This is a genomic window from Variovorax sp. PBL-E5, assembly GCF_901827185.1.
Taxonomy (GTDB): Bacteria; Pseudomonadota; Gammaproteobacteria; order Burkholderiales; family Burkholderiaceae_C; genus Variovorax.
In genome coordinates this window covers 2,572,568-2,598,720 of the sequence record NZ_LR594671.1, presented here as the reverse complement: position 1 = coordinate 2,598,720, position 26,153 = coordinate 2,572,568, and the positions used below count along the sequence as shown (strand labels likewise).

Here is a 26,153-nt window from a genome sequence, read left to right as displayed (position 1 = left end):
GCAAGCGCCGTGTGCGAGCCCGGCAGACCTGTCAGGCGTCCGTGGCCACGCTGAAGCCGACGGTCGTCATGCCGTCCTTCGAGCGCGCGAACACATTGCCGTGGTGCATCACCGCCACGGCCTTGACGATCGACAGGCCGAGGCCGTGGTTCTCGCCGCTGTTGCGGCGCGAGGTGTCGACGCGATAGAAGCGGTCGAACAGGCGCGGCAGCTGTTCGTGGCTGATCGGCGCGCTGGGGTTGGAAAAGCTCACCTCGGCCGCGCGGTCGTGCGCGCCGATGCGCACCAGCACGCTGGCGCCGGGGCGCGAATGCTGGATCGCGTTCTGCAGCAGGTTGGTCAGCGCGCGGCGGAACAGCGAGGTCTCGATCGGCGCCACCGCGTCGCCCTCGACCTGTACCGTCATGCCGGCCTCGTCGAGCAGCAGGTCCAGGAACTCGACCGTTTTGCCGACTTCCTGCGCGATCGACGAAGCCACCAGCCCGTGGGCGCGCACGCCCTGCTCCGCGCGGGCCAGGAACAGCATGTCGGCGACGATGGCGCGCAGGCGCTCCAGCTCCTCCAGGTTCGACTGCAGGACTTCCTGCAGCTCGGCCGCGTTGCGCTGGCGCGCGAGCGCCACCTGGGTCTGGCCGATCAGGTTGGCCAGCGGCGTGCGCAATTCATGCGCGACGTCGTCGTTGAAGGTTTCGAGCTGCCGATAGGCCGCGTCGAGCCGGTCGAGCGCCGCATTGAAGGAGCCGCCGAGATCGGCCAGCTCGTGCGGCAGGGCCGGCAGCTGCAGGCGCTGCGCGCGGTTGTCGGGACCGACGCGCTGGGCGTCGGCCGACAGCCGCTGGACCGGCTGCAGGCCGATGCGCGCGATCCAGTAGCCCAGGCCGGCCGCCAGCGCGGTGCCGGCGAGCGTCAGCAGCGCGAGCGCGGTCTCGAAAGTGCGCACGGTGTTGCTGAAGGGCTCGAGGTCGACGCCGGCCATGAAGCGCACCTCCGGACGCAACTCGGTGGCCGGCATCGTCTCGGCACGCACGCGCATGCGCACGCGATGCGGCGGCGTGCCGACCGGGACTTCCACGCTGCCCTGCTTGCCGGTGTCTGCAACCTGCGGCATGTCGTCGCCATAGCGGTACGCGGGGTCCGCGCTCCACATCCAGGAGCGGGTGCGCGTGTCCGCGGCGCTCAGGGTCTCGAGCTTTTCCTGGATGCGCTCGCCGAGGTTCGTGGCGCGCCCATGCTGCAGCATGTACGACATGTCCTCCAGGCGCGCGTCGATCTGCTCCTGCTGATGGCGCGCCAGTTCGCGCGACAGCACATGGTGCAGCGCGCCGCCGACCAGCGCGAAGCCCATCAGCGCCGCGGCCGCGAACATCAGAGCCAGCCGGATCGCGATCGAGTTCTTCATGGCTTGTCTTCGGCGCTGCGGTCCTCCAGCACATAGCCCATGCCGCGGATGGTGTGCAGCAGGTTCTGACTGAATGGTGCGTCGATCTTGGCGCGCAGGCGCTTGATGGCGACTTCGACCACGTTGGTGTTGCTGTCAAAGTTCATGTCCCACACCAGCTCGGCGATCACCGTCTTGGAGAGGATCTCGCCCTGGCGGCGCGCCAGCACCGCCAGCAGCGCGAACTCCTTGGCCGTCAGGTCGATGCGCTGGCCTTCGCGTATCGCCTTGCGCCCGAGCAGGTCGATGCGCAGGCCGCCGACGCGCAGCAGCGTCGATTCGTGGCTGCGGCCGCGCCGCGTCAGCGCCTGCAGCCGCGCCAGGAGTTCGAGGAAGGAGAAAGGCTTGACCAGGTAGTCGTCGGCGCCGTCCTGCAGGCCGCGTACGCGGTCTTCCACGCCGTCGCGCGCGGTCAGCATGATGACCGGCGTGTTCTTCACGCTGCGCAGCGACTTGAGCACCGAGAAACCGTCGAGGCCCGGCAGCATCACGTCGAGCACGATGACGTCGAAGTCGAAGTGCAGCGCCATGTGCTGGCCGTCGATGCCGTCGAAGGCGAGATCGACCGCGCAGCCCTGCTCCGTCAGGCCCTGGTAGAGGTAGTCGGCCGTCTTGCGTTCGTCTTCGACGATCAGCACCTTCATTCGGCGGGCACTCCCACCGCCGCTTCCGGCGGCCTGTGTTGCTGCTGCCGCGCCGCCTTGCGCCGCACGTACCAGTGGTGCGCGCGGTCGAGGTAGAGGTAGATCACCGGCGTGGTGAAGAGGGTCAGCATCTGCGACAGGATCAGCCCGCCCACCATCGCATAGCCCAGCGGTCGCCGCAGCTCGGAGCCGGCGCCGTGGCCGAGCATCAGCGGCAGGCCGCTCAGCAGTGCACACATGGTGGTCATCATGATCGGTCGGAAACGCAGCAGGCAGGCCTCGAAGATGGCGTCGCGCGGCGACATGCCCTTGTCGCGCTCGGCATGGAGCGCGAAGTCGACCATCATGATCCCGTTCTTCTTGACGATCCCGATCAATAGGATGATCCCGATCAGCGCGATCACCGTCAGATCGTACCCGCCCGCCATCAGGATCAGCAGCGCACCCACGCCGGCCGACGGCAGCGTGGACAGGATGGTGAGCGGATGGATGTAGCTCTCGTAGAGCAGGCCCAGCACGATGTAGACCGAGACCAGCGCAGCGGCGATCAGGTAGGGCTGCGTGCGCAGCGAATCGCCGAAGGCCTGCGCCGTCCCCTGGAAGGTGCCGCTCAGCGTGGGCGGAACGCCCATCTCGTTCTGCGCCGCGGTGATCGCGTTCACCGCCTGGCCGAGCGAGAAGCCGGGCTTGAGGTTGAACGAGATCGTGATGCCCGGGAACTGGCCCTGGTGGTTGATCGCCAGGTAGCCCATCTTGCTGGTGTCGATCTTGACGAAGGTCGACAGCGGGATCTGCTGGCCGTTGATCGGCGAAGTGAGATAGAGCTTGTCGAACAGCCTGGGATCCTTCTGCAGCGCGGGCGTGATCTCGAGCACCACGTTGTAGCTGTTGAGCTGCGTGAAGTACTGCGCCACCTGGCGCTGGCCGATCGCGTCGTAGATCGTCGCGTCGATCAGCGCCGGCGTGATGCCGTAGCTGGAGGCGCGCTCGCGGTCGATCGTCACCTTGGCGGTGGGCGCGGCGTTCTGCTGGTCGGACGTGACGTCGGTGAGCTCGTTCAGCGTGCGGAAGCGCTGCTCGAGCCGAGGCGCCCAGTCGTTGAGTTCATCGAGGTCGGAGTCGGTGACCGTGTACTGGTACTGGGTGCGCGACAGCCGTCCGCCGACGTTGATGTCCTGCCCGGCCTGCATGTACAGGGTGATGCCGCTCACCTTGGCCAGCTGCGGGCGCAGCCGCGTGATCACCTCGTCGGCCGTCGACTTGCGGCCTGCGTCGAGCGGCTTGAGGCCGATGAAGAAGTTGCCGGAATTGAAGGTGCTGGCGCCGGCCTGCATGCCGAAGGTGCTGACGTCCGGATCCTTGCGGATGATGTCGGCCAGCTTCAGCATGCGGCCGTGCATCACCTCCGAGGACGAATCCTGCGCGGCGGCGGCCGAACCGAAGATGAAGCCGGTGTCCTGCTGCGGGAAGAAGCCCTTGGGAATGATGACGAAGAGCACCACCGTGGCCGTCACCGTCGCCAGGAAGGTCATGAGCGTGATGAAGGGATGGCGCAGCACGACCGTGAGCCCGCGCTTGTAGCCGTTCAGCATGGCATCGAAGCCGCGCTCGAACAGCTGGAACAGCTTGCCGTGCTGCTCGCCGTCCTTGCCGCCCGCATGCAGCTTGAGGAATTTCGCGCACAGCATCGGCGTCAGCGTCAGCGAGATCAGCACCGACACCACGATGGTCAGCGTCACGGTCACGGCGAACTCGCGGAACAGCCGCCCGACGATGCCGCCCATGAGCAGGAGCGGAATGAACACCGCGATCAGCGACACCGAGATCGAGATGATGGTGAAGCCGATCTCGGACGCGCCCTGCAGCGCCGCGTCCAGCGGTTTCATCCCTGCTTCGACGTGGCGGTAGATGTTCTCGAGCATCACGATCGCATCGTCCACCACGAAGCCGACCGCGATGGTCAGCGCCATCAGCGAGAGGTTGTCCAGGCTGTAGCCCACGACGTACATCACGGCCGCGGTGCCCAGCAGTGCGAGCGGAACGGTCACGCTCGGAATGGCGGTGACCGTGGCGTTGCGCAGGAAGACGAAGATCACCCCGACCACCAGCGCGATCGACAGCAGGAGCGTGAACTCGACGTCCTTGACCGAGGCGCGGATGGTCTGCGTGCGGTCGATCAGCTGGTTGACCGTCACGCTCGGCGGAATCGAGGCCTTGAGCTTGGGCAGCGCGGCGTTGATGCGGTCCACCGTCTCGATCACGTTGGCGCCCGGCATCTTGGTGATCGCCAGCATGATAGAGCGGCCATCGGTGATGTTGTTGTCGGCGGGCGCGGCGGCGCCGGCGAAGCCCCAGGCCGCGATCTTGGCGTTCTCGGGTCCGTCGAGCGCGATGCCGATGTCGCGCACGCGCACCGGTGCGCCGTTGCGCCAGGCCAGGACCATGTCGTTCCATGGCGCGGCCTTGAGCAGTTGGTCGTTGGTGTAGACGTTGAAGGCCTGGGTGTCGCCGTCGACCGTGCCGGTGGGTGCGCTCACGGTGGTGTTGGCGATCACGCCGCGAACGTCTTCCAGGCTCAGGCCCAGCGCCTTGAGCTTGGCCGGGTCGGCCTGGATGCGCACCGCGGGCTTCTGCGAGCCGAAGATGTTGACCAGCCCGACGCCGTCGATGCGCGAGATCTGCTGCGCCAGCACGTTGTCGGCGTAGTCGTTGACCTGGATCAGCGGCAGCACCTTGGACTGCACGCCCAGGATCAGCACCGCCGAGTCGGCCGGGTTGATCTTGCGAAAGCTCGGCGGGCTCGGCAGGTTCTTCGGCAACTGGCCGGTGGCCGCGTTGATGGCCGTCTGCACGTCGAGCGCGGCGCCGTCGATGTTGCGGTCGAGTTCGAACTGGAGCGTGATCTGCGACAGGCCCAGCGAGCTGGTCGAGGTCATCTGGGTCAGCCCCGGGATCAGCGAGAACTGGCGCTCCAGCGGCTGCGCCACGTTGGCCGCCATGGTCTCCGGACTGGCGCCCGGCAACCGGCCTGTCACCTGGATGGTCGGGAAGTCGACCTGCGGCAGCGGTGCGACGGGCAGCAGCGGCCACGCGACCAGGCCGACCAGCAGCACCGCCAGCGCCAGCAGCGAGGTGCCGATCGGGCGCTTGATGAAGGCGGCGGAAATGCTCAAGGCTTCGCTCCCGATGCGACGGCCTGCGCGGCCGCAGGGCGCGTCTCGGTGACGCGCGCGCCGGGCGTGAGGCGGTACTGGCCGTCGACCACGACGCGGTCGCCCGCGGCCAGGCCACTGGCGATCGTGGACTTGCCGTCGGTGGTGTCGGTCACCTTGATCGGCTGCACGCGGACCTTGTCATCCGCACCCACCACGTAGGCGAAATAGCCCTCTTCGCTGCGCTGCACGACCGCCGATGGCACGGTCAGCGCATTGACACGCTCGCCGAGCACGATGCGGGCATCGACCGACTGCCCGGGCCACAGCTTGTGCTCGGCGTTGGCGAACTGCCCCTTCAGGGCGATGGTGCCGGTGGTGGTGTCGATCTGGTTGTTCAGCAGCACCAGCTTGCCACTGGCCAGCACCTCGCGGGTGGAACGGTCGATCGCCTGCACCTGCAGCGGCTCTTTGCTGCTGCGCAGCGCGTTGTTGACGGCCTGGAAGCTGTCTTCGGGCAAGGTGAACTGAACCGCGATCGGATCGATCTGGTTGATCACCAGCAGCCCGTTGGCATCGGCCGCATGCACGATGTTGCCGGGATCGACCAGGCGCGCGCCAATGCGGCCGCCGATCGGCGCCGAGATGGTGGTGAAGTCGAGCTGGACCTTGGCAAAGTGGATCTGCGCGTCATCGCTCTTGAGGGCCGCCTGCAGCTGGTTGACCAGCGCGCGCTGGGTGTCGAGCGTCTGCTGGCTGGTGGCGTCTTCCTTGATGAGGTCGCTGTAGCGCTTGAGGTCGGCGCGCGCGTTGGCGAGCGTCGCTTCGTCCTTGGCCTTCTGCGCGACCACCTGTTCGAGCTGGGCCTGGTAGGTGCGCGGGTCGATGCGCGCCAATACCTGGCCGGCCTTCACGTCCTGCCCTTCGCGAAAGTCGACGCTGTCGAGCTGGCCATCGATGCGCGGGCGCACGGTGACGGATGCCACGGTCATCACCGAGCCCACGCCGGTGGCGGCGATCGGCACGGTCTCGCTCTTCACGAGCGCGGTGCTGACCGGCACCGGCGGCGGACCGGCGGAGGGCCGCGGCGCCGGCTTCGAAAACCAGCGCCAGGCGCCGAACGCGATCAGGATCACCGCGATCAACATGACGACGGTGGAAAGCCGGCGCGAGCGCTGGCGGGGGGACGATGCGGGGGACTCCATGCTCTTCACTTCCCGGCCGAAGCCGTCTTGTCGGTTGCCTGCGGGCTGGCGGCGTCACGCGTCTGCAGCTGGTCGGCGTTCCAGCCGCCGCCCACCGCCTTGACCAGGGCGACGCTGGCGGCAAACTGCCGCCCCTGCAGCTCGAGGGACGAGCGTTCATTGGTCAATGCGAGCGCCTGGGCGGTGACCACGCTCAGGTACGTGGTCGTGCCGGCGCGGTACTGGCTGAGCGACACGCGTTCGGCATCGCGCGCCGAGGTCACGGCCTGATCCTGGGCTTCGCGCTCCCGTGCCAGGAGGTCGAGCGCCGCCAGGTTGTCCTCGACTTCCTGGAAGCCGGCCAGCACGGTCTTGCGGTACTGGGCGGCCGAGGCGTCGAAGGCGGCGCGCGCCTGCGCCACCTGGGCGCTGCGCTGGCCGCCGTCGAACAGCGTGCCGGCGACGGCGGCACCCAGGGCCCAGACCTTGTCGGGCGCGGCGGCCCAGCTCACGAGCCCGGCGCCGCTGAAGCCGCCGCTGGCGGTCAGCGCGAGCGTCGGGTAATAGGCCGACTGAGCGAGGCCGATGCCGGCATTGGCCGAGGCGGCGCGGCGCTCGGCGCCGGCGATGTCCGGCCGGCGCTCCAGCAGTTCGGAAGGCACGCCAACCGGCACCTGCGGCAGCCGCAGCGCCAGCGCATCCGGCGGCAGCGAGAACTGCGAGGGCGTCTTGCCGAGCAGCACCGCGATCGCATGCTCGAGCTGCCGCCGCGTGAGGTCGGTGTCGATGGCCTGCGCCTGGGCGTCCTGCAGCGTGGTGTTGGCCAGGGCCACGTCACCGCGGGTCACGATGCCGGCGCGGTACTGGCTTTGCGTGATCTGCAGCGACTTGCGGTAGGCCTCCAGCGTGCGTTCGTAGAGCTTCTGCTGGGCATCGGCGACGCGCAGTTGGATGTAGTCGTTGACCACCGCAGCCTGCACCGTGAGATGCGCCGCGGCGAGATCCGCCTCGCTGGCCTGGGCGGTGTCACTCGCGCCCTCGACTGCGCGCCGCACACGGCCCCAGAGATCGGGCTCCCAGGCGGCGTTCAGCGACCACGCATGGCCGTTGCCGAGCGTGGTGGGCCCGGGCGCGCTGCGGCTGCGCGCGCGGCTGCCCGCGACATTCACGCCGACGGTCGGGTACCAGGCCGCCTGCGCGTTCTGCACCAGTGCCTGGGCTTCGCGGTACTGGGCTTCGGCGACGCGAATGTCCTGATTCGCGGCATTGGCTTCGGCGACCAGGGCATCGAGCCGCGGGTCGCCGAAAGCCGTCCACCAGGGCTGGGTCGGGTCCACGCTGGAGGGGGTGGCCGCCTTCCAGTTGCCGCCTTCCCTGTAGCTCGGGGCGACTGCGCCTTCGGGCGGCGCGGGGCGTTGATAGTCCGGCCCCACCGCGCAGGCCGTGAGCGACGCGGCCAGTGCAAGGCACAGCAGGCGCGGCAAGAATTCAGGACGATGCAATCCGGGCATGCTGGTCACTCTAGGGAGCGCGCGGGGACAACAACCTGTCGGTCAGATGACATTGCTGTCAGCGCCGTGCCCCGAGCGTGCGGTGCGTCACATATTTCAAGCCCCGGCGGTCAGCGCGCGCCACATGTGGACTTTCGCCAGGAAAACGCCGTCGAGCGCCATGGCACAGGGCTCGACGCCGAAGATGCTGAAGCCGCATTGCTCGTAGAGGGCCTGCGCCGCAGCATTGCCCTCCGTCACGGTGAGCTGGACCAGCCGGACGCCTTCGCGCGCGGCGGCACGGTCGAGCACGGCCTGCACCAGCCGTCGCCCGAGGCCGCTCTGCCGGGCTGCCGGCGCCACGTACATGCCGAACAGGTTCGCCTTGTGGCGCGACTTCTCGCGCGATTCGAAGGACAGGCCTGCGGCGCCCGCGAGCCGGTCGGCATGGAACGCGCCGAGGACGATCTGCGCTGCGCCGGGCGAAGGATCGAGCCGCGCTTCCCACCATGACAGCGGCAGCACCGCGCGTTCACCGGCGCTGGACGTGAACGCGTCGGGATGCCGTTCGTAGGCCTCGAGCATCAAGGCCCGGTAGGCCGGCGCATCCGCGGGGGTGAGACGGCGAATGGTCATGGCGTCACAACGCCACCGCCTGGGCGTCGTAGATCTGCAGCGTCGGCGGCTCGGCCGCGAGCGCGCCGGCGGCCCTGGCGAAGGCACGCGAGGCCGGTACGGCGAAGTGCGCCAACAGCGCCGCGCGGTCGGCCCATTGCTCGACGAACACCAGCCGCAACGGGTCTTCCGCGTCGCGGTGCACGGCGTGCGAGATGCAGCCCGGCTCGGTGCGCGAGCGGCGCACGTGCTCGAGGCTCAGGGCCAGGGCTTCATCGACGCTGCCGGCCCGGGCAAGGATGCTGCCAGTCACCAGAATCATGGAGATCTCCTGTCGGCCTCGGTTGGAGAAGATCGGCTCACGCCTCTTCGGGCAAGGTGTAGGCGAAATCGTAGAAGTGCTTGCCGTCGGCGATCCGGATGGCCAGTGTGCCGCTCAGGCTGGCGAGCTGGCCGCTGCCCGAATCCGGCACCACGGTGATGGACAGCTGCTGCTCGCCGCGCGTCATTGTGCCGCTGTGCTGGAGCACGAAGCTGCCCGCGCGGCCGTGCAGCGTGGCGGTCACGCGTTCGATCGCGACATAGCCGGCGGAGCCCTGCGTGGGTGTACACGCGCTGAGCATCTCGCCCTTGCCGGTGCCGTCGAGGTCGCCGCTGAACTGCTTGTCGAGCGACATCCTGGCGAGCGTCGCGCCGCCCGCCTGTTCGTCCTGCGATTGCGCTTTCATCTGGACTTCGAAAGTGCCTGTTGCATGCTTCGTCATCGGGACCTCTTGGAGGAATGATCAGACCGCGGGCGCGATCGCCTCGGCATATTCGTACAGCGCGCCGAGGATTTCCTCGCCGCGTTCGTCCGCGGTCTCGGCCAGCACATCGATCTCGGCGAACAGCGCATCGACATTGCGCGCGCCGCCCTCGCCTTCGAGCAGCCGTGCGGCGCGATGGGCTTCCCAGCGCTCGGCCTCGTCGGCATTCAGCGTCTCGGCGAAGTTGCGCGCGCGGTAGCGGAACAGCAGCTCCTCGAGGCGCGCATCGTCGAAGCCGGTGCGCGCCTGCGCGAGCTGCGCGGGCGAGAGACCGCGCAGCTGCACGAGCCGCCGCCGGTCGGCATTGCCGACGAAGCCGCCATAGAGGTCCTCGTCGACATCCGGCGCCGCCTCGCGCGGCCGCTCGTACACCTGCGGCCAGATCGCGCTCATGTCGGGCAGGTTCGCGGCGGCGGCGGCGTGGCGCATGGCGGCCTCCAGGTCGATGCCCCAGCGCTCGGCCATCGCGGGCGCGAGGGTCTTGAGATTGCCCACCACCATCGGCGACTTGTTGAGGTGCACGCCCTTGACGGGCAGCCGCACGACGCCTTCGGGCAGGTCGGCATTGCGCGTGAACAGGCGCAGGCGCAGCGTCGCCACGTCGAGGTCGCGCAGCTCGTTGGGATCGTGCGCGAGGTCCCAGGCCAGCAGCTCGTTCTTGTTGGTGGGATGGCTCGCGAGCGGCCACATCACGCCGAGGCAGCCGCGATCGGCGGGAAACATGCCGGAGACGTGAAGAAAGGGCCGCGCCGTTTCCCGTGTCGCCGGCAGGCCGAGTTCCGTGGCGACGCGATCCTTGCGATGCAGCGAGAAGGCAAAGTCGAACAGCTTCGGCTGCCGGTCGCGGATCAGCCGCGCCAGTGCGATGGTGGCGCGAACGTCCGACAACGCATCGTGGGCCGATTCGTGCAGGAGCCCGTTGGCGCGCGCCAGGTCTTCGAGCTTGAAGCTCTGGCTGCCGTCGGCCTTCTTCGGCCATTCGATGCCGTCGGGCCGCAGCGCATAGGTGAGCCGCACGACGTCGAGCAGGTCCCAGCGCCCGCATTCGTTCTGCCATTCGCGCGCATAGGGATCGATGAGGTTGCGCCAGAACAGGAAACGCGTGACCTCGTCGTCGAAGCGGATCGTGTTGTAGCCGACGCCGATGGTGCCGGGCTGAGAGAAGGCCTGTTCGATCTGCGCTGCGAACGCATGCTCGGCAATCCCGCGTTCGAGGCACAGCTGCGGGGTGATGCCGGTGATCAGGCAGGCCTCCGGGCTCGGCAGGTAGTCGGGCGCGGGCCGGCAATAGACCATCAGCGGTTCGCCGATCTCGTTGAGCTGCGCGTCGGTGCGGATGGCGGCGAACTGGGCGGGCCGGTCCCGGCGCGGCACGGCGCCGAAGGTTTCGTAGTCGTGCCAGAGGAAGGTTTGAGCGGGCATGTCAGAGCAGAGGAGAAAACAATCGGGCCATCGCATCGCCGAGCCGGCGCACGAAGCGCTGCGGCCGGTGGCTGCGCACCGGCGCCGCGCTGTGGAGGTCGGTCTCGAACTGCGCGGCCAGCGGCCCGGCCAGGGCCGGGCCGTAGATCACGGCCGAGACCTCGAAGTTGAGCCGGAAGCTGCGGTTGTCGAAATTGGCCGTGCCGATCATCGCGCAGTTGTCGTCGACCACCAGCGTCTTGGAATGCAGCATGCGCGCCTTGTATTCGTAGACTTTGGCACCGGCACCGATGAGTTCATCGTAATAGGAGCGGGCCGCGGCGCTCACGATCAGCGAATCGCTGCGCCGCGGGACCAGCACCCGCACGTCGACGCCGCGCAGCGCGGCGCTGGTGAGCGCCATCAGCGCCGGCTCGCCCGGCACGAAGTACGGCGTCGTGAGCCACGCGCGCTCGGATGCCGAATGGATGGCCGCGACGTGCATGCGGTGGATGGCTTCGAGCGAGCTGTCGGGCCCGCTGGTGACGATCTGCACCGGGATGTCGCCCGCGCTTTCCTCGGCCGGCAAGCGGGGCATCAACTGCTCGATGCTGGTGTTCATCTGCCCCGGCGCCTCGCCTGTCGCATAGGTCCAGTCCTCGAGAAAGGTGGTCTGCAGCCATCGCACCGCACTGCCCTCGATGCGCAGGTGGACGTCGTGGTAGGCGTCCGCGCAGGTCCGCGCGTCTTCCTCGTCGGTGATGTTGACGCCACCGGTAAAGCCGACGCGGCCGTCGCAGACGACGATCTTGCGGTGGGTGCGGTAGTTGGTCACCGGCCGCAGGCGCCGGCCGATGCGCGTGTCGTGAAAGAGCCCGACGTGGATGCCGGCCGCTTGCATCGGCGCCATGAACTTGCGACCGATCCGCTTGGAGCCGAGCGCGTCGAGCAGCAGGCGCACCGTGACGCCCTGCCCTGCACGCTCGATCAGCAGGTCGCGCAGGGCAGTGCCGATCCTGTCGGGCTCGAAGATGTAGTACTCGAGATGCACGTGATCGCGTGCGGCGCGAACGGCCTCGAAGATCGCGTCGAAGGCGCATGCGCCTCCGGAAAGCAGCTCGGCCTTCGTCGCGCTCGAAACGGGCAGCCCGCAGGCCGCGACGCCGAGCGCCGCCAGGTGGCGCAGCGCCGCGGGCGCCCGCTCTCCCGCCTCCCGCAACATTGCCACATCGGCCGGCGCCTGCGCGTTGGCGCGACTGCGCAGCCGCTTGAGCCGCTGCTTCTTCAGGCGCTGGGGGCCGAGAAAATAGTAGATGACGAAGCCAGCCAGCGGCAGCAGCGCCAGCGACAGGATCCAGCTCATCGTCGACACCGGCGCCCGCTTCTGCATCACGATCCAGACCGAGAGCACAGCGATATAGCCGCTCCAGGCCAGGGAGAGGCCAGTTTTCCATTCGGGACTGAGGACGGGAAGGATCAAGGCAGGAGAACAGATACGCCAGCCAAAAAAAAGCCGGCAGCGAATGCTACCGGCCTTTCTCCCCACACCAGGAACACCGCGGATCCGGCTCAGCCGGTCCGCCGGTGTTGCCCCCGGCCAGGAGGTAGGCGAAGCGACACGAAGTGCGCGCAGCCTGGGGGCGAGCAAGCGCTACCGTGCCTCGGCCTCCTCGGCCTCGGGCTTGGCCCGCCCTTCCTTCTTCGAGAGCGGCTGGATGTCGAGCTGCACTTCTTCCTTGTCGTCGAGGTCGACCGTCAACCGGCCCCCCTCCTGCAGCCTTCCAAACAGCAGTTCGTCGGCCAACGCGCGCCGGATCGTGTCCTGGATCAGGCGCTGCATCGGCCGTGCACCCATCAGCGGATCGAAGCCCTTCTTGGCCAGGTGCTTGCGCAACGTATCGGTGAAGGTGACATCGACCTTCTTCTCGGCGAGCTGCGTTTCGAGCTGCAGCAGGAACTTGTCCACCACGCGCAGGATGATCTGCTCGTCGAGTGCCTTGAAGCTCACGGTCGCGTCCAGGCGGTTGCGGAACTCCGGCGTGAACAGGCGCTTGATGTCGGCCATCTCGTCGCCCGCCTGGCGCGGGTTGGTGAAGCCGATGGTCGCCTTGTTCATGGTCTCGGCACCCGCGTTGGTCGTCATCACGATGATGACGTTGCGGAAGTCGGCCTTGCGTCCGTTGTTGTCCGTCAGGGTGCCGTGGTCCATCACCTGCAGCAGCACGTTGAAGATGTCGGGGTGCGCCTTCTCGATTTCGTCCAGCAGGAGCACCGCGTGCGGCTTCTTGGTGATCGCCTCGGTCAAGAGGCCGCCCTGGTCGAAACCGACGTAGCCGGGAGGCGCGCCGATCAGCCGGCTCACCGCATGACGCTCCATGTACTCCGACATGTCGAAGCGGATCAGCTCGATGCCCATGATGTAGGCGAGCTGCTTGGCCGCTTCGGTCTTGCCGACGCCCGTCGGGCCGCTGAACAGGAAGGAGCCGATCGGCTTGTCCTCGCGGCCGAGGCCCGAGCGCGCCATCTTGACGGCCGAGGCCAGCACTTCGAGCGCCTTGTCCTGGCCGAACACCACGCTCTTGAGGTCGCGCTCGATGGTCTGCAGCTTGCCGCGGTCGTCGTTGGAGACGTTGGCCGGGGGAATGCGCGCGATCTTGGCGACGATTTCCTCGACTTCGGTCTTGCTGATGGTCTTCTTGCGCTTGTTGGCCGGCAGGATGCGCTGGGCGGCGCCCGCCTCATCGATGACGTCGATCGCCTTGTCGGGCAGATGACGGTCATTGATGTACTTGGCACTCAGCTCGGCCGCGGCCTGCAGGGCCGCCACGCCGTACTTGACGCCATGGTGTTCCTCGAAGCGCGACTTCAGGCCCTTGAGGATGTCGACCGTCTCCTGGACGGTCGGCTCGACCACGTCGACCTTCTGGAAGCGACGCGACAGGGCCGCATCCTTTTCGAAGATGCCGCGGTATTCGGTGAAGGTGGTCGCGCCGATGCACTTGAGCTGGCCGCTGGACAGCGCCGGCTTGAGCAGGTTGGACGCATCGAGCGTGCCGCCCGAAGCCGCGCCGGCACCGATCAGGGTGTGGATCTCGTCGATGAACAGGATCGCGTTGGGCTTGTCCTTGAGCGACTTGAGCACGCCCTTGAGCCGCTGCTCGAAATCGCCGCGGTACTTGGTGCCCGCCAGCAATGCGCCCATGTCGAGCGAGTACACGTGCGACTCGGCGAGGATCTCGGGCACGTCGTTCTGCGTGATGCGCCAGGCCAGGCCCTCGGCGATCGCGGTCTTGCCGACACCGGCTTCGCCCACCAGCAGCGGGTTGTTCTTGCGCCGGCGGCACAGGATCTGGATCACGCGCTCGACCTCGTACTCGCGGCCGATCAGCGGGTCGATCTTGCCTTCCTTGGCGAGCTGGTTGAGGTTCTGCGTGAACTGCTCGAGCGGAGATGACTTCTCGTTCTTCTCGCCGCCGCCCTCCTCGCCCTCGCCCGACGACGATTCGCTGCTGCCCTTGGCAGCCTCGGGCGGATCGCTCTTCTTGATGCCGTGGGCGATGAAGTTCACCACGTCGAGGCGCGTGACGCCCTGCTGATGCAGGTAGTAGACCGCGTGCGAGTCTTTTTCACCGAAGATCGCGACCAGCACGTTGGCGCCGGTGACTTCCTTCTTGCCGTTGCCGGTGGACTGCACGTGCATGATGGCGCGCTGGATCACGCGCTGGAATCCCAACGTGGGCTGGGTGTCCACATCGTCGGTGCCTGCCACCTGCGGCGTGTTGTCCTTGATGAAGTTGGTGAGCGACGCCCGCAGGTCGTCGACATTGGCCGAGCAGGCGCGCAGAACCTCTGCGGCACTCGGGTTGTCCAGCAAAGCGAGCAGCAGGTGCTCCACCGTGATGAACTCGTGGCGCTGCTGCCTGGCTTCGACAAAAGCCATGTGCAAGCTGACTTCCAGTTCCTGGGCAATCATGTGATTTCCTTTTGCCTTGCTGTAAATAATTTCTCAGATGGGTTGGAGCGCGCTTTATTCAACCGGTTCACTGACGCACTGCAACGGATGCCCGGCCTGGTGCGCCGCCTCCATCACCTGATTGACCTTGGTGGCCGCCATGTCGCGGGAATAGACCCCGCAAACGCCGCGGCCGTCCAGATGGATCTTGAGCATGATCTGGGTGGCTGTTTCCCGGTCCTTGTTGAAGAACTCCTGGATGACGACGATCACGAACTCCATCGGCGTGTAGTCGTCGTTCAGCATCACCACCTGGTACATCTGGGGCGGGGCCGTCTTCTGCGGTCGCCGTTCGAGCACGACCGAGTCACCGTCGTCCCGCGCTGGCTTCTGGGCCGGCGGCGTGGGTGGGGTCGAAGGGATTCTGGTTGCCATAAAAATGATTCTATAGAGCGTGCGGGTGCGGTGCCGGACCCTCTAAAAATGGTGGCGTCCTGGCGACAATCAAGTGACCGCAGCGTGAACTCTGCCGCGCTGGCGCAAAACCTTCGCGGCGGCCGGGCCGGCTGCGGTGGCGCCGAGCCAGTTCTCTTGGCGCCGAGGTCAATGTCGCACGAAAACAAAAAACCCCAGCACCTGCAAGGCACTGGGGCTGACGCGGGGCATCCGGTGGGCGCCGGACGGGCCTCACATGTTGTCGATCATGACCTGGCCGAAACCCGAGCAGCTGACCTGCGTGGCGCCTTCCATCAGGCGCGCGAAGTCGTAGGTGACCTTCTTGCTGGCGATGGATTTCTCGATCGAGCTGATAACCAGGTCGGCAGCTTCCTTCCAGCCCATGTGACGCAGCATCATCTCGGCCGAGAGGATTTCGGAGCCGGGGTTGACGTAGTCCTTACCGGCGTACTTGGGCGCCGTGCCGTGCGTGGCCTCGAACATCGCGACGGTGTCGCTGAGGTTCGCCCCGGGCGCAATGCCGATGCCACCGACCTGCGCGGCCAGCGCGTCGGAGATGTAGTCGCCGTTGAGGTTGAGCGTGGCGACGACCGAGTATTCGGCAGGCCGCAGCAGGATCTGTTGCAGGAACGCGTCGGCGATCGAGTCCTTGATGGTGATTTCCTTGCCCGTCCTGGGGTTCTTGAACTTCATCCAGGGACCGCCGTCGACCAGTTCGGCGCCGAATTCCTTGGCCGCCAGGCCATAGGCCCAGTCGCGGAAGCTGCCCTCGGTGAACTTCATGATGTTGCCCTTGTGCACGATCGTCACGCTGGGCTTGTCGTTGTCGATCGCGTACTGGATCGCCTTGCGCACGAGGCGCTCGGTGCCTTCGCGCGACACCGGCTTGATACCGATGCCCGAGGTGTTCGGGAAGCGGATCTTCTTGACGCCGAATTCGTCCTGCAGGATCTTGATGAGCTTCCTGGCCTTGTCGCTCTCGGCCTCGAACTCGATGCCGGCGTAGATGTCCTCCGAGTTCTCGCGGAAGATCACCATGTTGGTCTTGTGCGGTTCCTTGACCGGGCTGGGCACACCCTCGAAATACTGGATCGGGCGCAGGCAGACATACAAGTCGAGTTCCTGGCGCAGCGCCACGTTCAGCGAACGGATGCCGCCACCGACCGGGGTGGTCAAGGGACCCTTGATCGATACCACATAGTCGCGCACCGCGTGCAGCGTCTCTTCGGGCAGCCAGACATCGGGACCATAGACCTTGGTCGACTTTTCGCCGGCAAAGACCTCCATCCAGTGGATCTTCTTCTTGCCGCCGTAGGCCTTGGCGACCGCCGCGTCGACCACCTTGAGCATGACCGGCGTGATATCCAGGCCGGTGCCATCGCCCTCGATGAACGGAATGATGGGCTGGTCAGGCACATTGAGTGAATTGTCGGCATTGACCGTGATCTTCTGGCCTTCGGTCGGAACCTTGATGTGCTGATAGCTGGACATGAGAACGGAACTCTGGGTGGATTTAAGGGCCGAAAAGCACTTTGTTTTCAGATGGCTGAATAGCTTTAGAATTTTAGACGCAACCGGAGGAGCCCGAAGATTCTGTCAACCGAGCCCATCCTGGTCTCGTTGTTGGCTGACCTTCTGCTGGCCGGGAGGCGTTTTCAATCCATCTCCACAGAGGAATCCGTAATGAGCAAAGTTCTCGCAGTCATGATCGCCGGCCTGTTTGCGGCTGGCGCATATGCCCAAGGCAGCACCTCGCAAGAAGCCCAGCCCCAGCTGAACACCAAGCCGCAAGTGAAGGCCCAGGCCAAGGTGGAATCGAAGGCCCCCGGCGTCAAGGCGCAGGGCGGCGACGAAGTCAAGACGCCCGAAGGCGGTGCCGTCGGCGCCGACAAGGCTGCCGTTGCCGGCGAAAAGCGCGCATCGACGCGCGATACCCGCCGCCGCAACAAGGACGGCAGCCTCAAGCGCCGCAGCACGCAAGGCGGCACGCCCCAGTAAGCGCCCCGCGCTGCTGACGAAAAAAGCGTTCTGCGGAACGCTTTTTTTTCGCCTGCGCGACCCAGGCCTTCGCATGACGCCGGCGTCGAAGACAAGGTAAGCTTCGCACGCAAATTTGGTCGTGCCCGCAACAGCGGGCATTGTTGTTTACGGTGTCCGCCAGAAAGTCCACCATGCTGCGACGAATTCTTAGCCTCCTTGTGTTCTCGGTCCTGACGACGGCATTTGCGCATGCCCAGGAACCGCAGATGAATCTTCAGCGCACGAAGTTGTCGGTCGGCATGTACCAGATCGACGCACAGGTCGCGCAGACGCCCGAACAACGCGAGATCGGTCTGATGTTCCGCAAGGAGATGCCGCAGTTCGAAGGCATGATCTTCGTGTTCGAGCAACCGGCCACGCAGTGTTTCTGGATGCGGAACACGATCCTCCCGTTGACTGCGGCCTTCGTGGCCGACGACGGTCGCATCGTGAACCTGGCCGACATGCAGCCGATGACCGAAAACTCGCACTGCTCCGAGGAGCCGGTGCGTTTCGTCCTCGAGATGAACCAGGGTTGGTTCGCCCACAAGAACATCAAGAAGGGCGCGAAGCTCGGCGGCGTGTTGTTCGCGAACAGGCACTGAACGCCACGCCCCATGAAAAAAGCCGACCCACGAGTCGGCTTTCTTTCGGGCTGAATCGGATCAGCCGAAGTTCTTCGCCACGAAGTCCCAGTTCACCAGCTTGGCAAGGAAAGTCTCGACGAACTTGGGACGCAGGTTGCGGTAGTCGATGTAGTAGGCGTGCTCCCAGACGTCCACCGTCAGCAGCGCCTTGTCGGCCGTGGTCAGCGGCGTACCGGCCGCGCCGGTGTTGACGATGTCCACTGTCCCGTCACCCTTCTTGACCAGCCAGGTCCAGCCCGAGCCGAAGTTGCCCACCGCGGATTTGACGAACGCCTCCTTGAAGGCCGCATAGCTTCCCCACTTGGCGTCGATGGCCTTGGCCAGCGCGCCGGTGGGTTCGCCGCCGCCCGCAGGCTTCATGCAATTCCAGAAGAAAGTGTGATTCCAGATCTGGGCCGCGTTGTTGTAGATGCCGCCGCTGGACTTCTTGACGATCTCTTCGAGCGTCATCTTTTCGAACTCCGTGCCCTTTTGCAGGTTGTTCAGGTTCACGACATAGGCGTTGTGGTGCTTCCCGTAGTGGTACTCCAGGGTTTCCTTCGAATACTCGGGCGCCAGCGCGTCCATCGGATAGGGCAGAGGAGGAAGAACGTGTTCCATGTTGTATCTCTCAGGTTGGTTGTGGGATGAAGGATTCTAGAAAGGAATTAGGCGGCCGGCGTCGGACGCTTTCCCGTTGTCCCTGTTCTCAGCACCGTCAGATCGACAGCACCGTCGGCCAGACGCGCGCTGACCTCGTCGCCGGGCGCAAGCCGAGCCACGCTCGTGATCGCGTGACCCGTCGCGTCCGTCAGCCACGCATAGCCGCGCTGCAGGACCAATGCAGGATCCAGCAGCTGCAGTCGAAGTGCCGCCCGATCGAGCCGCTCGTGATGCCGGGTCAGGACGTCCCCGATCCTGCGTGGCAACTCGGCCTCCAGCGACTGCCGGGACTGCGCCAGGCGCTGCACTCTGGACAGAACCGCGTAGTGCAATCGCTGCGCCTGATGTGCCAGGCGCAGCTGCTGCCGCGCCGCCAATGCCGAAGGACGGCCGAGCCGGCTGGCCGCCAGGTCGAGGCGTTGGCTCAGCGCATCCACCCGAGCAGACAGCGCTTGGGTCAGGCGCTCTTCGAGCAATTCCAACGCACCCAGCCAGAGCTCGCGCGGGGCCGCGACGAGTTCGGCAGCGGCCGTGGGCGTCGGGGCACGCAGATCGGCGCAGAAATCGGCAATGGTGAAGTCCGTCTCATGGCCGACGCCGCTGATCACGGGCACCGGACTCTGGACGATCGCGCGGGCCAGCATCTCGTCATTGAAGGCCCAGAGATCCTCGATCGATCCCCCGCCGCGCACCAGGAGGATCACCTCGACGGCCGGCTGCAGGTCATACAGCGACTGCAGCGACCGAACGAGTTCCGCCGGCGCGTTCGCACCCTGGACGGCCGCCGGCGCGATCACCACCGGAATATGCGGCACGCGGCGGCGCAATGCGGTCACGACGTCGTGCAGTGCGGCCGCCCCCAGGGACGTGACGACGCCGATCGCGCCCGGCATGGCAGGCAGCGGTCGTTTGCGCGCGGTATCGAACAACCCTTCGGCTTCCAGCTTGGCCTTGCGCTGCAGGAATTGCTCGAACAGCGCGCCCTGCCCCGCGCGGCGCAGGCTCTCGACCACCAGTTGCAGATCGCCGCGCGGCTCGTAGACCGCCAACCGGCCGCGGACCTCGACCTGGTCACCGTCGCGCGGCGAGAAATCGAGCAAGCCGGCAGCGCGCCGGAACATGGCGCACCGCAGCTGACCGGACGCATCCTTCAGCGAGAAATAGCAATGCCCGCTGGCCGCACGGGAAAAGCCCGAGATCTCACCCCTTACCGCCACCGGATTGAAGCGCGCATCGAGCGCATCCGCAACGGCGCGGCACAGGGCGCCAACCGCCCATACCCGGGCCGTCGACGCCGGATAGGGCTCGCGTTCACCCATGGGCAGCCCTGTTACAGATCAGCAGTCGTCCACAGCCGACGAGCGCTCGTCCTCGGCACGGACCGAACCGGCACCACATGCACGGCTTTCCGTGCAAAACATTGATTTCATTGGAAAAAGCGGTGCTCAAAATTCGATCGATTCAATGGAAGGCCCTGGGCATGCGGGTCTGGATGAGTTGCTCGGCTTGTTAGCCACAAAGTTATCCACAGAAACTGTGCGGCAACGCCTACAGCGAATACAGGTCGAAGGCCAGACCGGCTCGGTGGATAATCGCCGCGCATTTGCAGTCCACCAGGACGGAGGATTTTTTTGTTTTCCATCATAGTTGCTGCGGGTTGGCCCATCTGGCCGCTGCTCGCCTGTTCGGTGATCGCCCTGGCGCTGGTCATCGAGAGATTCACGAACCTGAAAACCTCCAAAGTCCTGCCTCCGAAATTGCTCGATGAAGCCATCACGGTATCGCGCGCCGCCATTCCAGGCCCCGACGTCGTGACCAAGCTCGAACGGAACTCGGGGCTCGGCGAAGTGCTGGCCGCCGGCTTTCGCGCCATGAACGCCAATCCGCTCTCGACCGAGGACGACCTGCGTGCGGCGATGGAGGCCGCCGGGCGCATGGTCGCGCACCGGCTCGAGCGCTACCTGCCGGCATTGGCAACCATCGCATCGGCCGCACCTCTGCTCGGCTTGCTGGGCACAGTGATCGGAATGATCGAGATCTTCGGCTCCCAGTCACCGGCCAACGGCGCGGTGAGCTCCGGCAATCCGGCGCAGCTGGCACACGGCATTTCCGTCGCGCTCTACAACACGGCCTTCGGATTGATCATCGCGATCCCGTCGCTGATCTTCTGGCGCTATTTCCGCAGCCGCGTCGACGAGTACCTGCTGAACCTGGAACTCGCCGGCGAGCGCTTCGCGCGGCACCTGAACGCCCTGCGCCGATGAGAATGCATTTTCGCCATGGCTCGCGCGATGAACCCGAGATCAACCTGATCCCGTTCATCGACGTGCTGCTGGTCATCCTGATCTTCCTGATGTTGTCGACCACCTACAGCAAGTTCACGGAGATGCAGATTCGCCTGCCGGTGGCCGATGCCGAGGCGCAGCACGACTACCCGAAGGAAGTGGTCGTCGCGGTCTCGGCCGACGGGCGCTATTCGGTCAACAAGACGATCCTGCCGGACCGCAGCATCGAAACCGTGGCGTCAGCGCTCGGTGCCGCAGCGGACGAAGCCAAGGACAACGTCGTGATCATCAGCGCCGATGCCAGCGCCTCGCACCAGTCGGTGATCACGGTGATGGAAGGCGCGCGCCGCGCGGGCCTCATGCGCATCACCTTCGCCACGCAGACAGCCGCGCAAGCGGGACGCTAGCCTTGGCCTGGCTGCAGCGAGCCTGGCTGCAACGCGGCTTGATCGCGCGGCTGCTCTGGCCGTTGTCCCTCCTCTACGGCGTGCTGGCCGGCTGCCGGCGGGCGCTCTATCGCTTCGGGATACAGCCCGTCGAACGGATCGGCGTGCCGGTGATCGTGGTCGGCAACGTCGTCGCGGGCGGCTCGGGCAAGACGCCGGTGGTGATGGCGATCGTGCGGCACCTGAATGCACGCGGCATCACGGCGGGTGTGGTGTCGCGCGGCTACGGCCGGTCGACCGACGACTGCCGCGAGGTGTTCGACGACAGCGATCCTGACAAGGTCGGCGACGAACCCGCGCTGATCCGGCGCTCGACCCATGCGCCGGTTTTCGTCGCCCGGCAGCGTGCGGCAGCAGCCCGCGCCCTGCTTGCGCGCCATCCTGCGATCCAGGTCATCGTGAGCGACGACGGCTTGCAGCATTGGGCGCTGGCGCGCGACGTCGAGATCTGCGTCTTCGACGATCGCGGCACCGGCAATGGCTGGCTGCTTCCGGCCGGCCCCTTGCGCGAGCGCTGGCCCCGCTCCTGCGACTTGATCCTTCATACCGGGCGCCACCCGGCATTTGCCGGATTCGGCGCCCGCCGCATGCTGGCCGACCATGCGCTGCAAAGCGACGGCACGGCCATTGCGCTGTCCTCGTTGAGCGGACGGCACCTGATCGCCGTCGCCGCGATCGCAAAGCCCGACGCGTTCTTCCAGATGCTTCGCGAGGCCGGTCTGAGCCTGGCGCAATGCATCGCATTGCCCGATCACGACGATTTTCATCACTGGACGTCCCCGCCCAACAACGGCAGCCACACGCTGATCTGCACGGAAAAGGACGCCGTGAAACTGTGGCGAACAGCCCCTGCAGCCTTGGCCGTCCCTCTGGTGTTCGAACCCGCGCCGGCCTTTTTCGCCGCGCTCGATGCGAAGCTATCATCCCTCGATGGACACCAAGCTGCTTGAACTGCTCGTCTGCCCCGTGACCAAGGGCCCGCTGACCTGGAATGCAGAGAAGCAGGAACTTGCCTCGCGCAGCGCACGCCTCGCTTATCCGGTGCGCGACGGCATCCCCGTGCTGCTCGAGACGGAAGCACGCACCCTTTCCGACGAAGAATTGGGCCTTTGAGCCGGGCCGCGGCAAAGCGTGGTTTCGTTCACCGTTCTCATCCCTGCCAGGCTGGCGTCGACGCGCTTGCCGGACAAGCCGCTGGCCGACATTGCCGGCCTGCCGATGGTGGTTCGCGTTGCGCAACGCGCGCATCAGTCTGCCGCACGCAGCGTCGTGGTGGCCGCGGACGATGCGCGCATCGTTGCCGCTTGCGAGGCCCATGGCGTGCAAGCCCTGCTCACCCGCACCGACCATCCCAGCGGCAGCGATCGCCTCGCCGAGGCTTGCACCCTGCTCGGCCTCGCGGACGATGCGATCGTCGTCAACGTGCAGGGTGACGAGCCACTGATCGATCCGGCGCTCATCGATGCCGTGGCCCACACTCTGGACTCGCATCCCGATGCGGTGATGAGCACGGCAGCACACGCGATCGACTCGGTCGACGATTTCGTGAATCCGAATGTCGTGAAAACCGTGCTCGATGCGCAAGGCAACGCGCTTTACTTCAGTCGCGCGCCGATCCCATGGTGGCGCGACGGCTTTGCAGGGAAAGGCCCGACCACATTGCCGCGTGCACCGCAAGCGCTGCGTCATATCGGCATCTATGGCTACCGCGCCGGGTTCGTGCGCCGGTTTCCGGATCTGCCGCCGGCACCGATCGAGGGCACCGAAGCGCTGGAACAGCTGCGCGCACTGTGGCACGGGCACCGCATCGCGGTGCATGTCAGCGACCATGCGCCAGGGCCGGGCATCGATACGCCGGAAGACCTGGCCCGCGTGCGCGCGCTGCTGTCGGCCGCGTAGCCAGCCTCGCCCTGGTCCGCGATTCGGCCGCGGGACGCATGCTATCCTCGATCCAACTCCGCCCTGCGCCGCTCACGTGGCGAGTGTGCATGGCGCGACAGAATTCAAAGAACCGTCCGAGGACACCATGAGACTGATTTTGTTGGGCGCCCCCGGGGCAGGCAAAGGCACGCAAGCCGCCTTCATTTGCCAGAAATATGGCATTCCCCAGATCTCCACCGGGGACATGCTGCGAGCCGCGGTCAAGGCGGGTACCGCGCTCGGCCTGCAGGCGCAGGCCGTCATGGCATCCGGCGCACTCGTGAGCGACGATCTGATCATCAACCTCGTCAAGGAACGTCTCGCACTGCCGGATTGCGCGAACGGTTTTCTCTTCGACGGCTTTCCTCGCACCATTCCGCAGGCCGAAGCCATGCGCGCGGCGCAGGTCAACCTCGACTATGTGCTCGAGATCGACGTGCCTTTCGCAGACATCGTCGAGCGCATGAGCGGTCGCCGCTCGCACCCGGCCTCGGGACGCATCTACCACGTCAAGTTCAATCCGCCGAAGACCGAGGGCAAGGACGACCTGACGGGCGACGACCTGGTCCAGCGCGAGGACGACAAGGAAGCCACCGTGCGCAAGCGTCTCGAGGTCTATAGCCAGCAGACACGTCCCCTGGTCGACTATTACGCGGCATGGGCCAAGGCCGAGCCGGCTGCGGCGCCGAAGTACCGCGCCATCAGCGGTGTCGGCACGGTCGATGAGATCACTCAGCGCGCGCTCACGGCGTTGAGCAGCTGATCGGCCCCCTTCGCGCGAACATTCCGGTTCTCTCAGGCGGTCGATGGGCTGCCCAGGAGTTCCAGCATGAGGGCGATGCGCGCCTTCACCGGCGTCAAGGCGCCGACGCTGGGTATCGATTCCGCTTCGCCGGCTTTCGGCAGGATGCGCCCCTGCGCGCATCGCGTCGCACGCACCACGGCCACACCGGCGGATTGCGCCCGAAGTGCTGCCTCTTCGAGCGCATGGTGAAGCGTGCCGTTGCCGGTGGCCGCGAGCACCAGGCCTTGTACCGGCTCTGCCGCACCGAGCCGGCGCTCCTGGAGCAGTGAATCGACGATGCTCCCGCGCGCCTCTGCGTGGCTCACCAGGATCTCGACCCGAGGCCATGTCCGCGCTTCGATCATCCGTTCGAACAGGCCTGAGGCGACATCGGCGGCCGCGCCGGGCCAGCTTCTGTGGAGCCGCACAACGCCTTCCTCGACATAGCCCAACGGGCCCGCGTCACCGGAATCGAATGCATCGAGCCGATAGGTGTGGACCTTGCGCACATCGAACGCGCTGTGCACCGTCCCTGCACACACGGCCACGACGCCGTGTGCACCTGGCATCGCAGCGACCACGAGGGCATCGCGCACGTTCTGCGGTCCGTCGGGTGCCAGGGCAGTGGCCGGCCGCATCGCGCAGGTCAGAACCACGGGCTTGTGCGGCGAAAGCACCGATTGCAGGAAGAACGCCGTCTCTTCCAGCGTGTCGGTGCCATGCGTGATGACGATGCCCGCCACGTCGGGCTCGGCGAGCCAGTGAGCGCAGCGCAGGGCGAGCTCGCGCCAGACCACCGACGTCATGTCCTTGCTGTCGATCTGCGCGACCTGCTCCGCCAACAATGAAATTCCGTCCGGCGCCTCGATGCCGCTCAGCAGATCCGACACGCCCACCTGGCCGGCGGCATAGCCGATGTTGTCACCGGGCGCCGCCGCCCTTCCGGCGATGGTGCCGCCCGTCCCCAACACGATCACGCGGCGCCGGCCGTCTCGAATGTCCTGGGCCATGGCTTGCCAACTTTCTAAAACTGGTTAAAAATACAGGTACTGGATATTCAGCCAGTGCCGCAAGGAGTCATTCATGCAGTTTGCCGTCAAGCTTACCGCCCGTCAGCAGCAGATTCTCGACCTCATCCAGAGTGCCATCGCGCGCACCGGCGCTCCGCCCACTCGCGCCGAGATTGCCGCCGAGCTCGGCTTCAAGTCGGCCAATGCAGCCGAAGAGCATCTTCAGGCGCTGGCCCGCAAGGGTGTCATCGAACTCGTGAGCGGCACTTCGCGCGGCATCCGCCTCAAGGGCGATGCGCTGCGCTCCCTCAACGAATCCCGCAACAACCAGTTCTCCCTGTCCCTCCCCGGCATGGCCCAGTTGGCGCTGCCGCTGATCGGCCGTGTGGCCGCAGGCTCGCCCATCCTTGCGCAAGAACACGTCGATCAAACCTATTACGTGGAAAACACGCTGTTCCAGCGCCAGCCCGACTACCTCCTCAAGGTTCGCGGCATGTCCATGCGCGACGCCGGCATCATGGACGGCGATCTGCTCGCCGTCCAGGCCACCAAGGAAGCCCGCAACGGGCAGATCGTGGTGGCACGGCTGGGCGATGAGGTGACGGTCAAGCGCCTCAAGCGCAATAAGCAGGTCATCGAGCTGCATGCGGAAAATCCCGATTACCCCACCATCGTGGTTCAGCCCGGCGAGCCCTTCGAGATTGAAGGCCTTGCAGTCGGCCTGATCCGCAACACGATGCTGATGTAGCTGCGGCAGCCATCGCATGCAGCCGCATGCGCGAAGATCCCGGCCGCAACAGGTGGCGGGCGTATGGCGAAGGCCATCACCCTGTCGAAGCCGATGAAAGCAATCCTGCCTGTGTTCAACCTCTGATTTTCTGGAGTTCACATGGGAATCGCTCTTCTCAGCATTGCTGATTTTTTCACACCACTGCAATCGCTGGCGAGCCGCTGGATGCCGGCTCGTCGATCGCGCCGCACCGCTTCGGCTGGCCTGCGGTATGTGAGTGTTCGGCCCAGCTGCGCGGTGCACCCCGGCGCATCGGCGCAGGCCGAAGTGCCAGCGCCGATGCGTCCCTTGCGCGTCGTGCGCACGGTCGACGCCCAGCAATCTGGCGGGCGTGCCAGTCGCGTGTTGATTTCGGGCCGCATGGTCGACGTCTGCGCCGAGCTCGATCGGCTGGCCGCCCTGGAGGCCGCGGACGCAACACCACGAGCAGCCGGACTGCATTGACACGGAGCGGCCTGTCGCCGGCGCAGGT

General features: G+C 66.2%; 27 protein-coding genes. 11 read left to right on the top strand and 16 right to left on the bottom strand.

All coding sequences use genetic code 11. The features are described 5' to 3' along the window. Window positions 1–31 precede the first annotated feature (31 nt). The 13 genes from WDLP6_RS12655 to icd form a co-directional block, all read right to left on the bottom strand. A complete protein-coding gene (locus WDLP6_RS12655) occupies window positions 32–1,399 on the bottom strand; it encodes a heavy metal sensor histidine kinase (RefSeq protein WP_162592610.1) in 1,368 nt (455 codons plus the stop codon). Beyond that, complete coding sequence (locus tag WDLP6_RS12650) at window positions 1,396–2,082, bottom strand: heavy metal response regulator transcription factor (RefSeq protein ID WP_162567498.1); 687 nt, start codon at window positions 2,080–2,082, stop codon at window positions 1,396–1,398. The genes WDLP6_RS12655 and WDLP6_RS12650 overlap by 4 nt, the downstream gene beginning before the upstream one ends. Beyond that, window positions 2,079–5,255 (bottom strand): efflux RND transporter permease subunit, encoded by a 3,177-nt coding sequence (locus WDLP6_RS12645; protein ID WP_162592609.1) that lies wholly within the window; start codon window positions 5,253–5,255, stop codon window positions 2,079–2,081. The genes WDLP6_RS12650 and WDLP6_RS12645 overlap by 4 nt, the downstream gene beginning before the upstream one ends. Next, window positions 5,252–6,439 carry an efflux RND transporter periplasmic adaptor subunit gene (locus tag WDLP6_RS12640; RefSeq protein ID WP_162592608.1) on the bottom strand — a complete coding sequence of 396 codons (1,188 nt, stop codon included), beginning with the start codon at window positions 6,437–6,439 and terminating at the stop codon, window positions 5,252–5,254. The genes WDLP6_RS12645 and WDLP6_RS12640 overlap by 4 nt, the downstream gene beginning before the upstream one ends. A 5-nt stretch (window positions 6,440–6,444) precedes the next feature. Further along, entirely contained in the window at window positions 6,445–7,929 is a 1,485-nt protein-coding gene (locus tag WDLP6_RS12635; protein ID WP_162592607.1) for an efflux transporter outer membrane subunit, read from the bottom strand. A gap of 96 nt (window positions 7,930–8,025) precedes the next feature. Next, window positions 8,026–8,544, bottom strand: coding sequence for a GNAT family N-acetyltransferase (locus WDLP6_RS12630; RefSeq protein ID WP_162592606.1), 519 nt, complete (start codon window positions 8,542–8,544; stop codon window positions 8,026–8,028). Between the two features lie 4 nt (window positions 8,545–8,548). Further along, window positions 8,549–8,845 (bottom strand): putative quinol monooxygenase, encoded by a 297-nt coding sequence (locus WDLP6_RS12625; RefSeq protein ID WP_162592605.1) that lies wholly within the window; start codon window positions 8,843–8,845, stop codon window positions 8,549–8,551. 37 nt (window positions 8,846–8,882) lie between these two features. Beyond that, entirely contained in the window at window positions 8,883–9,287 is a 405-nt protein-coding gene (locus tag WDLP6_RS12620; protein ID WP_162592604.1) for a DUF3224 domain-containing protein, read from the bottom strand. 21 nt (window positions 9,288–9,308) lie between these two features. After that, window positions 9,309–10,751, bottom strand: coding sequence for an exodeoxyribonuclease I (gene sbcB / locus WDLP6_RS12615; protein ID WP_162592603.1), 1,443 nt, complete (start codon window positions 10,749–10,751; stop codon window positions 9,309–9,311). 1 nt (window position 10,752) lies between these two features. Then, the gene (gene cls, locus WDLP6_RS12610; protein WP_162592602.1) at window positions 10,753–12,210 is read right to left on the bottom strand and encodes a cardiolipin synthase; all 1,458 of its coding nucleotides are present in this window, start codon (window positions 12,208–12,210) and stop codon (window positions 10,753–10,755) included. Window positions 12,211–12,381: 171 nt separating this feature from the next. Then, a complete protein-coding gene (clpA, locus tag WDLP6_RS12605) occupies window positions 12,382–14,703 on the bottom strand; it encodes an ATP-dependent Clp protease ATP-binding subunit ClpA (protein WP_162592601.1) in 2,322 nt (773 codons plus the stop codon). Between the two features lie 54 nt (window positions 14,704–14,757). Continuing rightward, window positions 14,758–15,117, bottom strand: a complete 360-nt coding sequence (gene clpS / locus WDLP6_RS12600; protein ID WP_162567488.1) for an ATP-dependent Clp protease adapter ClpS — start codon at window positions 15,115–15,117, stop codon at window positions 14,758–14,760. A 252-nt stretch (window positions 15,118–15,369) separates the two neighbouring features. Next, window positions 15,370–16,629, bottom strand: coding sequence for an NADP-dependent isocitrate dehydrogenase (gene icd, locus WDLP6_RS12595; protein ID WP_162592600.1), 1,260 nt, complete (start codon window positions 16,627–16,629; stop codon window positions 15,370–15,372). Between the two features lie 192 nt (window positions 16,630–16,821). On the opposite strand from icd, the gene WDLP6_RS12590 reads away from it, so the two are divergent. Both WDLP6_RS12590 and WDLP6_RS12585 read left to right on the top strand, forming a co-directional pair. Further along, on the top strand, window positions 16,822–17,136 hold the full coding sequence (locus WDLP6_RS12590) for a cell envelope biogenesis protein TolA (RefSeq protein WP_162567486.1): 315 nt from the start codon (window positions 16,822–16,824) through the stop codon (window positions 17,134–17,136). Window positions 17,137–17,309: 173 nt separating this feature from the next. Beyond that, on the top strand, window positions 17,310–17,762 hold the full coding sequence (locus WDLP6_RS12585) for a DUF192 domain-containing protein (RefSeq protein WP_162592599.1): 453 nt from the start codon (window positions 17,310–17,312) through the stop codon (window positions 17,760–17,762). 60 nt (window positions 17,763–17,822) lie between these two features. Here WDLP6_RS12585 and WDLP6_RS12580 read toward each other — a convergent pair whose 3' ends face one another. Together WDLP6_RS12580 and xseA are read right to left on the bottom strand one after the other, a co-directional pair. After that, the gene (locus WDLP6_RS12580) at window positions 17,823–18,404 is read right to left on the bottom strand and encodes a superoxide dismutase (RefSeq protein ID WP_162567484.1); all 582 of its coding nucleotides are present in this window, start codon (window positions 18,402–18,404) and stop codon (window positions 17,823–17,825) included. 47 nt (window positions 18,405–18,451) lie between these two features. After that, entirely contained in the window at window positions 18,452–19,765 is a 1,314-nt protein-coding gene (gene xseA / locus WDLP6_RS12575) for an exodeoxyribonuclease VII large subunit (protein WP_162592598.1), read from the bottom strand. 91 nt (window positions 19,766–19,856) lie between these two features. On the opposite strand from xseA, the gene WDLP6_RS12570 reads away from it, so the two are divergent. The 7 genes from WDLP6_RS12570 (at window position 19,857) to adk (ending at window position 23,860) form a co-directional block, all read left to right on the top strand. Next, entirely contained in the window at window positions 19,857–20,093 is a 237-nt protein-coding gene (locus WDLP6_RS12570; RefSeq protein WP_162592597.1) for a hypothetical protein, read from the top strand. Further along, entirely contained in the window at window positions 20,078–20,710 is a 633-nt protein-coding gene (locus WDLP6_RS12565; protein ID WP_162567482.1) for a MotA/TolQ/ExbB proton channel family protein, read from the top strand. The genes WDLP6_RS12570 and WDLP6_RS12565 overlap by 16 nt, the downstream gene beginning before the upstream one ends. A gap of 2 nt (window positions 20,711–20,712) precedes the next feature. After that, window positions 20,713–21,138 (top strand): ExbD/TolR family protein, encoded by a 426-nt coding sequence (locus WDLP6_RS12560; RefSeq protein WP_162595076.1) that lies wholly within the window; start codon window positions 20,713–20,715, stop codon window positions 21,136–21,138. A 2-nt stretch (window positions 21,139–21,140) separates the two neighbouring features. Beyond that, complete coding sequence (lpxK, locus tag WDLP6_RS12555) at window positions 21,141–22,127, top strand: tetraacyldisaccharide 4'-kinase (protein ID WP_162592596.1); 987 nt, start codon at window positions 21,141–21,143, stop codon at window positions 22,125–22,127. Beyond that, window positions 22,108–22,290, top strand: a complete 183-nt coding sequence (locus WDLP6_RS12550) for a Trm112 family protein (protein WP_093107755.1) — start codon at window positions 22,108–22,110, stop codon at window positions 22,288–22,290. Before lpxK ends, WDLP6_RS12550 begins: the two co-directional genes overlap by 20 nt. 18 nt (window positions 22,291–22,308) lie before the next feature. Continuing rightward, window positions 22,309–23,076, top strand: coding sequence for a 3-deoxy-manno-octulosonate cytidylyltransferase (gene kdsB / locus WDLP6_RS12545; protein ID WP_162592595.1), 768 nt, complete (start codon window positions 22,309–22,311; stop codon window positions 23,074–23,076). 127 nt (window positions 23,077–23,203) lie between these two features. Next, entirely contained in the window at window positions 23,204–23,860 is a 657-nt protein-coding gene (gene adk / locus WDLP6_RS12540) for an adenylate kinase (RefSeq protein ID WP_162567479.1), read from the top strand. A 32-nt stretch (window positions 23,861–23,892) separates the two neighbouring features. Here the strand turns inward: adk and WDLP6_RS12535 are convergent, their stop codons facing one another. Further along, a complete protein-coding gene (locus WDLP6_RS12535) occupies window positions 23,893–24,891 on the bottom strand; it encodes an asparaginase (protein ID WP_162592594.1) in 999 nt (332 codons plus the stop codon). Window positions 24,892–24,964: 73 nt separating this feature from the next. On the opposite strand from WDLP6_RS12535, the gene lexA reads away from it, so the two are divergent. Both lexA and WDLP6_RS12525 read left to right on the top strand, forming a co-directional pair. Continuing rightward, window positions 24,965–25,639, top strand: coding sequence for a transcriptional repressor LexA (lexA, locus tag WDLP6_RS12530; RefSeq protein ID WP_093107767.1), 675 nt, complete (start codon window positions 24,965–24,967; stop codon window positions 25,637–25,639). Between the two features lie 141 nt (window positions 25,640–25,780). Further along, entirely contained in the window at window positions 25,781–26,125 is a 345-nt protein-coding gene (locus WDLP6_RS12525; RefSeq protein WP_162592593.1) for a hypothetical protein, read from the top strand. Window positions 26,126–26,153 lie beyond the last annotated feature (28 nt).